9 protein-coding genes and 2 pseudogenes are annotated in these 10,826 nt (G+C 74.7%); 3 read left to right on the top strand and 8 right to left on the bottom strand.

Features of this window, described 5'->3' with window-relative positions; genetic code table 11:
• Nucleotides 1-1,354: cupin domain-containing protein (locus FHN55_RS14300; protein ID WP_218974668.1), on the top strand; the 1,354-nt coding region annotated here is incomplete at its 5' end.
• An 11-nt stretch (nucleotides 1,355-1,365) separates the two neighbouring features.
• A complete protein-coding gene (locus FHN55_RS14295) occupies nucleotides 1,366-2,346 on the top strand; it encodes a sucrase ferredoxin (RefSeq protein WP_139712999.1) in 981 nt (326 codons plus the stop codon).
• Nucleotides 2,347-2,410: 64 nt separating this feature from the next.
• Here FHN55_RS14295 and FHN55_RS14290 read toward each other — a convergent pair whose 3' ends face one another.
• Genes FHN55_RS14290 through fabG form a run of 3 tightly spaced genes read right to left on the bottom strand, consistent with a single transcriptional unit; the run spans nucleotide 2,411 to nucleotide 5,000 of the window.
• Nucleotides 2,411-3,280: an aldo/keto reductase gene (locus FHN55_RS14290; RefSeq protein WP_139712998.1), complete on the bottom strand. Its 870-nt coding sequence runs from the start codon at nucleotides 3,278-3,280 to the stop codon at nucleotides 2,411-2,413.
• A 43-nt stretch (nucleotides 3,281-3,323) separates the two neighbouring features.
• Complete coding sequence (locus FHN55_RS14285; protein ID WP_139712997.1) at nucleotides 3,324-4,205, bottom strand: LLM class flavin-dependent oxidoreductase; 882 nt, start codon at nucleotides 4,203-4,205, stop codon at nucleotides 3,324-3,326.
• Between the two features lie 30 nt (nucleotides 4,206-4,235).
• On the bottom strand, nucleotides 4,236-5,000 hold the full coding sequence (gene fabG / locus FHN55_RS14280; protein ID WP_139712996.1) for a 3-oxoacyl-ACP reductase FabG: 765 nt from the start codon (nucleotides 4,998-5,000) through the stop codon (nucleotides 4,236-4,238).
• Between the two features lie 156 nt (nucleotides 5,001-5,156).
• Between fabG and FHN55_RS14275 the strand changes: the two genes are divergently transcribed.
• Nucleotides 5,157-6,770, top strand: coding sequence for an APC family permease (locus FHN55_RS14275; RefSeq protein WP_257571005.1), 1,614 nt, complete (start codon nucleotides 5,157-5,159; stop codon nucleotides 6,768-6,770).
• Nucleotides 6,771-6,836: 66 nt separating this feature from the next.
• Here FHN55_RS14275 and FHN55_RS14270 read toward each other — a convergent pair whose 3' ends face one another.
• The 5 genes and pseudogenes from FHN55_RS14270 to FHN55_RS14250 form a co-directional block, all read right to left on the bottom strand.
• Nucleotides 6,837-7,049, bottom strand: coding sequence for a cold-shock protein (locus FHN55_RS14270; RefSeq protein WP_139713035.1), 213 nt, complete (start codon nucleotides 7,047-7,049; stop codon nucleotides 6,837-6,839).
• A gap of 111 nt (nucleotides 7,050-7,160) precedes the next feature.
• Nucleotides 7,161-7,334, bottom strand: a pseudogene (locus FHN55_RS14265) (cold-shock protein); the annotation flags it as partial.
• 165 nt (nucleotides 7,335-7,499) lie between these two features.
• A pseudogene (locus tag FHN55_RS14260) lies at nucleotides 7,500-7,697 on the bottom strand (cold-shock protein); the annotation flags it as partial.
• A 144-nt stretch (nucleotides 7,698-7,841) separates the two neighbouring features.
• On the bottom strand, nucleotides 7,842-9,380 hold the full coding sequence (locus tag FHN55_RS14255; protein WP_139712995.1) for an aldehyde dehydrogenase family protein: 1,539 nt from the start codon (nucleotides 9,378-9,380) through the stop codon (nucleotides 7,842-7,844).
• A gap of 25 nt (nucleotides 9,381-9,405) precedes the next feature.
• Entirely contained in the window at nucleotides 9,406-10,812 is a 1,407-nt protein-coding gene (locus FHN55_RS14250) for a VOC family protein (RefSeq protein ID WP_139712994.1), read from the bottom strand.
• Between the last annotated feature and the right edge of the window lie 14 nt (nucleotides 10,813-10,826).

The following is a 10,826-nucleotide window of genomic DNA, read 5'->3' as shown; positions in this document are numbered from 1 at the left end:
GACCCGGCCGGCGTGGACCCGGCGAACAGCTGACGTGACGGCTGAGCTCGAGCGCGAGCTGACGGCCCCGGTCCCCACGGGGACCGGGGCTGGGCCGTCGCCGCTGGCGCGCTGCTTCGAGACCACCCCGGAGCGCTTCGCCGCCGAGCAGTGGAACCGCACCCCGCTGCTCGTGCGCGCAGCTGACCGCGCGTCCTCGCCCGTGCGCGGCTTCGACGACCTGCTCTCCCCCGCCGACGTCGACGCGCTGCTGGGCCCCCGCGGCCTGCGCACGCCGTTCTTCGCCATGGTCAAGGACGGCGTCAGCCTGCCGCGGTCGAGCTACACCCGGACCGCGAACGCCGGCAACCAGCGCCTGGCCGACATGCCCGACCCCGACGGCATCGCGAGGAACCACGCCGACGGCGCGACCATCGTCCTCAACGCGCTGCACCGCGTGTGGCCCGCCCTGGGCGTCTTCTGCCGCGACCTGGCCGCCGAGCTCGGCTGCCAGACGCAGACCAACGTCTACGTCACCCCTCCCGGCGCGCAGGGCTTCAAGCCCCACCACGACACCCACGACGTGCTCGTGCTGCAGGTCGACGGGCGCAAGCACTGGACCATCCACCCCCCGGCCGTCGAGCTCCCGCTGCGCACGCAGCCCAGCAAGGACCTCGGCCCCGACCCGGTGGGCGGGCGGGAGCCGCTCATCGACACGGTGCTGGAGCCCGGTGACGCGCTCTACCTGCCCCGCGGGTACCTGCACTCGGCGCAGACCACCGACGACCGCTCCATCCACCTCACCGTCGGGCTGCTGGCCACCACCTGGCAGGACGTCCTGACCGACCTCCTCAGCTCGGCGGGGAAGGGCGGCGGCGAGGACTCCCTCGCCCTGCGCAGGGCGCTGCCCCTGCCGGTGGAGGCCGAGGGGCCGACCGGGCTCGAGACCGACGTCGCCGCGTTCCGGCGCGCGGCGCTCGCGTGGCTGGAGCAGCTGGACGACGCCGCCGTCGAGCGCGTCGTGGCCGCGCGCCGCCGGCAGGCGGTGCCGCTGGAGCCGGTCGGCCCCCTGGCCCAGGACCGCGCCGCCCGCACCCTCGGCCCCGACGGGGTGGTCCGCCCGCGGGTCGGCCTGCACACGCGGGTCCGGGTGGCCGGCGAGCGCGTGGAGCTGCTCGTCGGGCAGCGCACCGTCAGCTTCCCGGGCTGGGTCGAGCCGGCGCTGCGGGCGGCGCTCGCGGGGCCCGCCTCGCCGTCGTCCCTGGCGGGGTCGGGGGTGGCCATCGACGTCGACGACGCGCAGGTGCTGCTGCGGCGGCTGCTGCGCGAGCGGGTCCTCGTGCCCGCGGACACCTCAGCGGAGGGCCGGCGCTGACGTCCGACCAGGTGCCGGGGGTCCTCGGGGCGTCCTACGCGCCCGAGGGCCTCACCCCCGCCGACCGCCGCTACTCCTGCGCCGCCGAGTCGCAGCTGCGCTCCGAGCCCGTGCTGGGCTCGGCGAGCACCACGCGGGGCTTCCTCCTCGTCGAGGAGCCCGGGCCGTGGGGGCCCGGCGGGGTCCCGTCCTCGCGGCTGGGAGAGGGCACCACGGCCGCGCTGCAGGACGTCGCGGCGTCCATCGGCGCCAAGCTGCTGCTGGTGCGGCGACCGGGGACGAGCGTGCTGCGATCCGGCGCCGGGGCCGGTGCCTCCGCCGAGCGCGTGCTCATGCGGGTGTCGGTGCGCCGCGGCCGCGAGCGCGTCATCACCCGGACCTGCGCGGTGGCCGACGTGGTCGAGGCGGCCCGCTCGCGCGACGGCTGGCACGACCTCGACACCACCGACGGCGGGCCGCTGCTGGTGTGCACGCACGGCCGCAAGGACTGGTGCTGCGCCCGCCGCGGTCGGCCGCTGGCCGCGGCGCTCGCCGAGCTGGCGCCGTCGCGCGTGTGGGAGTGCTCCCACCTGGGCGGCGACCGGTTCGCCGCCAACCTGCTGTCGCTGCCCACCGGCTGGACCTACGGCCGGGTCGACACCGGCGACGCCGCCGCCGTGGTGACGGCGACGGCGCGGGGCAGGGTCCTGCCGGGGCTGCTGCGCGGGCGCTGCTGCGACGCGATGGTGGTGCAGGCCGCGGACGTGCTCGCGCGCCTGGAGCTCGGCCGCGACGAGGTGCGGGACCTGGTGCCGGTGTCGGCCGCGCGGGAGGGCGAGGACGCCGGAGCCGCGTGGCGGGTGGTCTTCGACACCTCGCGCGGCCAGCGGCTCGCGGTGCGGGTGCGCCAGCGGCACGTGGAGAGCGCTCAGAGGCTCACCTGCGGCGCCGCGGCCGAGCAGCACGCCCGCACCTGGGAGCTGCTGGACGTCGCCCCGGTCGCCGTCCCCTGACGGCACGGGACCGCCCCCACCGGGTGGTGGGAGCGGCCCTCGTCAGCGCGGCTGCCTGCTGGCGTCAGCTGGGGACGTAGTCGAAGGTCTCCGGGTTCGGGCCGGTGCGGCCGGCCTCGCCCTTGTCGAGGGCGGTGATGGCGGCCACGTCGGAGTCGGCCAGCTCGAAGTCGAAGATGTCGAAGTTCGCCTGCATGCGCTCGGTGGTCACCGACTTCGGGAAGACGATGTCACCGCGCTCGACGTGCCAGCGCAGCGTCACCTGGGCGGTCGACCTGCCGACGCGCTCGGCGATCTCGCTGATGGTCGGGTCGTCCAGGACCTTGCCCTGGGCGATGGGCGACCACGCCTCGGTGGCGATCTGGTGCTCGGCGCCGTAGGCGCGCACCTCGTCGTTGGTGAAGTAGGGGTGCACCTCGACCTGGTTCACCGCCGGGGTGACCTCCGTCTCGCGGGCGAGGCGGCGCAGCTGGTGCGGCGTGAAGTTGGAGACGCCGATGGAGCGTGCGCGGCCCTCGCGGTAGAACTCCTCGAGCACGCGCCAGGTGGCGGGGAAGTCACCGTCGTACAGGGTCGGCAGCGGCCAGTGGATGAGGAACAGGTCCACCTGCTCCATCCCCAGCTGCGCCAGCGTCTCGTCGAAGGCCTTCCGCGCGTCGTCGGGGCGGTGGAAGCCGTTGTTGAGCTTGCTGGTGATGAAGAACTCGTCGCGGTCGATGCCGGAGGCGCGCACGGCCTCGCCGACGCCCTTCTCGTTGCCGTACATCTCCGCGGTGTCGATGTGGCGGTAGCCGATCTCGATCGCGCGCCCGGTCACCTCGGCGGTGTCCTCCGGGGGCACCTGGAACACCCCGAAGCCCAGCTGCGGGATGGTGCGCCCGTCGTTGAGGGTGATCGTCGGGACGGCTCCGGTCTTCTGCGTCGTGTCGCTCACGACGAGAGCAGTACCCCCTCCGGCCAGATCTGAACCTCAGACGTCAGATGAGTGCCGCCGCCGCTCCCGCCAGCCGCACCACGTCGAGCGCGTCCTCGCCGTCGCCCACCGGCTGCAGCACCACGGACGTCGCCCCGGCCTCCCCGTAGGCCCGCACCAGCGCCGCCACCTCCTCGGGGCTGCCCACCAGCGGGGTCTGGGGGCGGTGGTTCCCCCAGCCCTCGGCCTCGGCGTCGATGCGCCCCCGCGCGCCGTCGCCCACCGCCGACGGCACGAAGACCACCACGTGGAAGGACGCGTCGCCCCCGCGCCCGGTGTGCCCGACCGCCGCGGCGACCTGGTCCGGGGACGGTCCAGCGTCGAGGATGACGCCGTCGGAGCGCTCCCCCGCCAGCGCCAGGGTCTTCGGCCCGCGAGCGCCCACGAGCAGCGGAGGGACCACCTGGGGAGGGTGGTCGAGCTGCACGCCGTCGAGGTGGACGTAGCGGCCGTCGGCGTCCACGCGCTCCCCGCGCAGCAGCGGCCCGAGCACGTCGAGGTGCTCGCGCAGCAGCGTCATCGGCGAGGCCTCGCGGGCTCCCACCTGGCCCATCCAGTCGAGCACGCCGTGACCGACGCCCGGCAGGAACCGGGCGGGGAACGCCCGCGCCAGCGCCGCGACCTCCATGGCGGTGAGGGCCGGGTTCCGCAGCGGCACGGGCATGAGCCCCAGGCCCACCCGGACGGTCGAGGTCCACGCCAGGGCCATCGCCGAAGAGGTCAGGCCCCCGGCCCAGAAGCAGTCCTCCCAGAGCCACAGCTCGTGCGCGCCGGCCCGCTCGGCGGTGGTGGCGTGCTCGCGCAGCGCCTCCGGCGGCTGCTGCGGGCGGACCACCACCCCGACGGACGGGGACGAGGAGGGCGGCTGAGCGGCGCTGCTGGGCACGACGCGCAGCCTGCCAGCCCCACGCACCGCTCACCCCTCGGGGAGCACCTGCCCGCCGTCCACCACGAGGCTCTGGCCGGTGATGTAGCCCGCCCCCTCGCTGGCCAGGAAGAGGGCCGCCGCCGCGATGTCGTCCACGGACCCGAGCCGACCCAGCGGCACGGCCGCGGCCATCGTGTCGAGGTACTCGGCTCCGAGGTCCCGCAGGCCCTCGGTGAGCACGTTGCCGGGCAGCACGGCGTTGACGGTGACCCCCTGCGGGGCCAGCTCCAGCGCCGCCGTCCTCATGAAGCCCAGCTGCGCGGCCTTGCTCGCGCCGTAGTGGGACCAGCCGGCGTCTCCGGTGACCGGTCCGGTGATGGACGAGGTCAGCACCACGCGGCCGCGTCCGGAGGCGCCCAGCAGGGGTGCGCAGGCGGCGACGGCCAGCACGGTGCCCTTGACGTTCACCGCCAGCACCTCGTCGAGGTCGGCCTCGGTCATGGTGGCCAGCTCCGCCTTGGGGAAGATGCCGGCGTTGGCGCACAGCACGTCGAGCCCGCCGAGCAGGTCGGTGGCGGCCTGCGCCAGCCGGGCGCACCCGGCGCCGGTGGAGACGTCGAGCGCGGCGTGCTGCACGTCGCCGCCCTCGGCCCGCAGCGCGGCGGCAGCCGCGGCGAGGTCGGCCTCGCCGCGGGCGGTGAGCAGCACGCGCGCGCCGGCGCGCGCGAACCCGCGGGCGACGCCCAGACCGATGCCGCGGCTGGCGCCGGTGACGGCGACGCGCACACCGTCGAAGGAGGAGGAGCTCGTCATGCGCGCACCAGACCACACCGGACGGTGGCCTGGAGACACCGAAACACGCTGGTCACACGCTGGTGACGCAGCCGCCGCGCAGCGGGAGGAACCTCCCGGCCAACGACCGGCCCAGCACGGGCCGGGACACCGAACCGCTCTGTCAGGAGACCTGGCGTGGCCACCGAGACCACCGGCACGACACCACCGATCCCCACCCAGCAGGGAGCCAGCCCGGCCCCCACGAGCAGCACCCCTCCGGCGGCCCTCAAGGCGGGGTCGCTGGGCCTCGTCGCCGTCCTGTTCATGGCGGTGGCCAACGCTGCGCCCATCACCGCCGTCACCGCGAACGTCCCGATCGCCATCGCCTACGGCAACGGGCTCCAGGCGCCGGCGGGCTTCGCCGTCGCCACCGTCATCCTCACGCTGTTCGCCGTGGGGTTCGTCTCCATGGCCCGGCACATCACCACCGCGGGCGCCTTCTACGGCTTCATCACCCACGGCCTCGGCACCGTCTGGGGCACCGCCTCCGGAGCGCTGGCGACCATGGCCTACGTCGTCTTCGAGGCGTCGCTGGTCGGCATCTTCAGCTTCTTCGCCTCCGACGCCCTCGACCAGTGGTTCGGCCTGAGCGTCAACTGGCTGGTGCTCGCCGCCGCCTGCGTGCTGGTCGTCGGCGTGCTCGGCTACTTCGACATCAGCCTGGCCGCCTTCGTCATGGGCTTCTTCCTCGTCTGCGAGGTGGTCCTGCTCGTGGCGCTGGCCGCCTCCGTGGTGGTGCGCGGCCCGGCCGACGGCTGGCAGCTGGGCTCCCTGAACCCCATCGGGGCCTTCACCGGGCTCCCCGAGGGCGGCGGCTTCGACATCACCGCCGGCGACCCGCCCGCGCTGCTCGCGGCCGGCAGCGGCGCCATCGGCCTGTTCTTCGCGTTCTGGTCGTGGGTGGGCTTCGAGACCACCGCGGTGTACGGCGAGGAGTCGAAGAACCCGCGCCGGATGGTCCCGCGGGCCACCCTGATGGCCGTCGTCGGCCTGGGCGTCTTCTACGTGCTCGTCTCGTGGCTGGTGATCGCCGGCAACGGCGCCCAGCAGGCGATCACCCTCTCGGCCACCGACCCGACGTCGATGTTCACCGGGCTCGCCGCCGCCAACCTCGGCGGTGAGTGGGTGGCCGACGTCTACCTGTTCCTCATCGTGGCCGGCTCCTTCGCCTGCGCCCAGGCCTTCCACAACGCCGCCTCGCGGTACCTGTTCGCGATGGGCCGCGACCTGCCCGCGCTGCGCGGCTCCCTGGGCGCGGTGCACCGCAAGCACGGCTCGCCGCACGTCGCCTCGCTGGTGCAGACGGCCATCACGGCCGCCTTCGTCATCGGCTTCTACCTGCTGACGACCAACGGCAGCGACGTCGGCCAGGGCGCCTACTTCTACATGTACAGCCTGCTGGCGCTCATGGGCACCATGGCGATCCTGCTGGTGCAGGCCATCTGCTCGCTCGCCGTCATCTGGTACTTCCAGGTCAAGAAGGTGCACCGCGGCGGGCTGTGGACCACCGGCATCATCCCGGCCCTCGGTGGCCTGGGGATGCTCTACGTGATCTACCTGCTGTTCTCCAACATCAGCTTCGCCGGCGGCCCGGCGTCGGTGTCGCCCTTCTTCACGGCCATCCCCTACATCGTGGGGGCGTGCTTCGTGCTGCCGGCGCTCGGGGCGCTGTGGCTGCGCCGCGCACGTCCCGAGACGTACGCGTCGCTGGGGCGGACGGTCCTGGAGGAGTCCGTCGAGCGCTCCTGACCCGGACGCGCGAGAGCCCCCGACCGCTGCTGCGGTCGGGGGCTCTCGTCAGTCGAGCAGCTCGGCTCAGATGGGCTGCACCGTGTCGGCCTGCGGGCCGCGCTGGCCCTGGCTGGCCTGGAACTCCACGCGCTGGCCCTCGGTCAGCTCGCGGTAGCCGCCCTGGTCGGCGATGGCCGAGTAGTGGACGAACACGTCCGGGCCGCCGTCGTCGGGCTCGAGGAAGCCGAAGCCCTTCTCGGCGTTGAACCACTTCACCGTCGCCTGGCCCTCAGCGATGACCGGACCGCCGCCGCCACGGGGGCGCTCGGCGCCGCGGCCGCCACCGGCGCGGGGCTCGCGGGGAGCGCGCGGCGGGGCCGCCGGCGCCGGGCCGAGGGCCTGGACCCAGTCGGCCTGCGGGCCGCGCTGGCCCGGGCTGGACTCGAACTCCACCGGCTGGCCCTCGGCCAGCTCTCGGTAGCCGCCGTTGTCGGCGATGGCCGAGAAGTGGACGAACACGTCCGGGCCGCCGTCGGAGGGCTCGATGAAGCCGAAGCCCTTCTCCGCGTTGAACCACTTCACGGTGCCCTCGCCAGCGGCACCGCCGCCGCGCTGGGGAGCCGGGGCGGCCTGGCGGCCGTAGCCACCGCCGCCGCCGTAGCCACCGCTGTCACGACCGCCGCCGCGACCGCCGCCGAAGCCGCTGTCACGACCGCCACCGCGAGGAGCGGCCGGGGCGGAGCCCACGGGCGTCACGTCCTCGGCCTGGGGGCCGCGCTGGCCGCGACCCTCGGAGTACTCCACCGGCTGCCCCTCGTCGAGCGAGCGGTACCCGCTGCTCGCGATGGCCGAGAAGTGCACGAACAGGTCAGGCCCGCCGTCGTCCGGCTCGATGAAGCCGAAACCCTTCTCCGCGTTGAACCACTTCACTACGCCCTGGGGCATCCCACAGTCTCCGTCATCTTCGCGTACGTATCCGGTCGCGCGGCTCAGCGCCGACGCCACCACCTACCAGTGTGACAGCCTTCCGGCCCTGTGCACACCACCTGGGAGGGCCAGTTCTGCTGACACCCCTGGTCAGCCCAGCCGTCAGACGAACTCGACGCCCTGCGCGAGGGGCAGCTGGCCGGAGGCGTTGACGGTGTTGGTGGCGCGGCGCATGTACGCCTGCCAGGAGTCGGTGCCGGACTCGCGCCCGCCGCCGGTCTCCTTCTCCCCGCCGAAGGCGCCACCGATCTCAGCGCCGGAGGTCCCGATGTTGACGTTGGCGATCCCGCAGTCCGAGCCGCCGGCCGACAGGAAGCGCTCGGCCTCCTCCAGGTCGCGGGTGAAGACGGCGCTGCTCAGGCCCTGGCGCACCCCGTTGTTGAGGGCGATCGCCTCGTCGAAGGTGTCGTAGGTGAGCACGTAGACGACGGGCGCGAAGGTCTCCTCCTGCACCACGGCGCTCTGCGCGGGCATGCGGACCACGGCGGGCTGCACGTAGTAGGCGTCGGGGGCCTCGTCGGCGAGCACGCGCTCACCCCCGGCCACCACCTCGCCGCCCTGCGCGACGGCCTGCTCCAGGGCGGCCTGCTGCGCCTCGAAGGCGGCCCTCGAGACCAGCGGGCCCACGAGCACGCCCTCGGCGGTGGGGCTGCCGATCGGCAGGCCCTCGTAGGTGGCGGCGATGCGCTTGACCAGGTCGTCGGCGACCGAGCGGTGCACCACGAGGCGGCGCAGCGTGGTGCACCGCTGGCCGGCGGTGCCGGCCGCGGCGAAGACGATGCCGCGCAGCGCCAGGTCGAGGTCCGCGCTCGGGGCGACGACGGCGGCGTTGTTGCCGCCCAGCTCCAGCAGCACGCGCCCGAAGCGGGCGGCCACGCGCGGGGCCACCTCGCGGCCCATGCGCACCGAGCCGGTGGCGGAGACCAGGGCGACCCGCTCGTCGTCGACGAGGGCCTGGCCCGCCACGCGGTCGGCGAGCACCACGCCGTGCAGCCCGGCGGGCGCGCCGACCTCGCGCACCGCCTTCGCGAGGAGGGCGTCGGTGCCCAGGGCGCACAGGTGGGCGGTCTCAGCCGGCTTCCACACCACGGTGTCGCCGCAGACCAGCGCGAGGGCGGTGTTCCAGGCGTAGACGGCCACCGGGAAGTTGAAGGCGCTGATGACGCCGACCACGCCGAGCGGGTGCCACGTCTCGGCGAGGCGGTGGCCCGGGCGCTCCGACGGCAGGGTCTTGCCGAACAGCTGGCGGCTCTGGCCGACGGCCAGGTCGCAGATGTCGATCATCTCCTGGACCTCGCCCAGTGCCTCGGAGCGGATCTTGCCGACCTCGGCCTGCACGAGCGTGGCCAGGTGCTCCTTGTGCTCGGTGAGCAGCTCGCCCCAGCGCTTGACGAGCTGGCCGCGGACGGGGGCCGGCACGTCGCGCCAGGCCGGGAACGCCGCGGCGGCGGTGGCCACGGCGGCGTCGACGTCGGCGGCGGTGTGCTCGGGCGTGCGGGCCAGCACCTCGCCGGTGATGGGCGAGCGGCACTCGTGGGCGCCGTTGAGCAGCGCGCGGTCCACCCCGAGGGCGTCGAGCGCGGCGGAGACGTCCGCGGCGAGGGTGCCGGCGGCGGGGATGGTCCCGGTCAGTGCGGTCATGTCAGGTGCGTCCTCTGGATCGGGGTCAGTGCGTGACGGGGGTCTTCAGCTGGGCGGACAGGGCGTCCAGCGAGCGCTGCATCTGGTCGGTGGCCAGCGCGATGGGGTCCTGCACGGTCTTGCCGAGGATCGCGGAGAGCCGGTCGGCGCCGTAGTCGGCGCCGACCGCCCCGGCGTCCTTGGTGCCGGCGTCGGTGAGGTTGGACTGGAAGATGCCCGCCGCGCTGCGCGGCAGGAAGTCCTCGTAGACCACCGGGTCGACGACGACGGCGCCGGCGTCCACGAGCGCGCGCAGCGAGAGCGAGCCGTCGGCCTCGCGGTCGGGCAGCGCGGCGCCCTCGACGAGCCGGACCTCCCCGCAGGCGAGCCCGGCGAGGACGAGGTCGGCCTCGGTGCGCGGCAGGTGCTCGCGCCAGACGTCGCGGGCCACCTCCACACGCGTGCGCGGGTCACCACCGGCGCGGCGGGCGTCGACCTCGGCGACCAGCCGGTCGTACAGGTCGCGCCCGGCGGCGGTCAGCGCGATCCCGCGCTGCTCCACCTCGCCGAAGCGCACCCGCAGCGAGCCGGTGACGACCGAGCCGTCGGCCTCGCGGAAGGTCCGCTCCTCGGCCAGCGCGCGGAAGGAGGTCTGGCGCAGCAGCACGTCGGGGCCCTCCCACGCGGGCGGGCCCTGCACCTCGTCGATCATCGTGATGCCGCGCTCGGACATGCGCCGGTAGAGGTCGTCGATGTCGAGCACCCGCGGCGTCAGGTGGTTGATGTGCGTGGCGGGCACGCCGCCGATGTCGGCCGCCACCGCGGAGATCCGCTCCAGGTGGCTGTACCAGGCGCGGTCGACGGGCTCGGTCGACAGGCGGAACGCGTCGGTCGCCAGGCGCAGCAGCTCGTCGGCCTCGGCCGCGGGCAGGCCGCCCTCGGCCGCGGCGCGGTCCGCGAGCGCCAGCAGCTCGTCGGAGAACAGGTGCCGCTCCTCGACGAAGCGCTCCAGGCGCTCGCGCGTCGGCGCGTCGAAGAAGCGGGCGTCGTCCACCGCGAGCACCGAGGTGAAGACCCGGAAGGGGTTTGCGGCGAGCTCCGCCGGGTCGACCGGCCGGAAGGCCGTCGAGACCACGGGCACAGACGACGCCGAGGCGTCGCGCAGGTCGTAGAAGCCCACCGGGTGCATGCCGAAGGCCGCGAACACCCGTCCCACCTGCTCCAGCTCGCGAGCCGAGCCCACGCGGATGGCGCCGTGGCGCTCCGCCGTGACCCGCTCCAGCGACCCGAGGCGCTCGGCGTCGGCACCCCGGGCCGCGGCGACACCGGCGTTCACCGCGCGGCTGACCTCCACCAGCGTCGTGTACGCCGGCACCTCGGCGCCGTACATCTCGGCCAGCGCCACCGCGAAGCGGGCGCGCAGCTCGGCGTGCGCCACCAGCGTCGTCGTCATCGTCGTCATCGTCG

This window comes from Streptomyces sp. NP160 (assembly GCF_006335115.1).
Taxonomy (GTDB): domain Bacteria; phylum Actinomycetota; class Actinomycetes; order Actinomycetales; family Quadrisphaeraceae; genus Quadrisphaera.
This window is presented reverse-complemented; position numbering and strand designations above follow the sequence as displayed.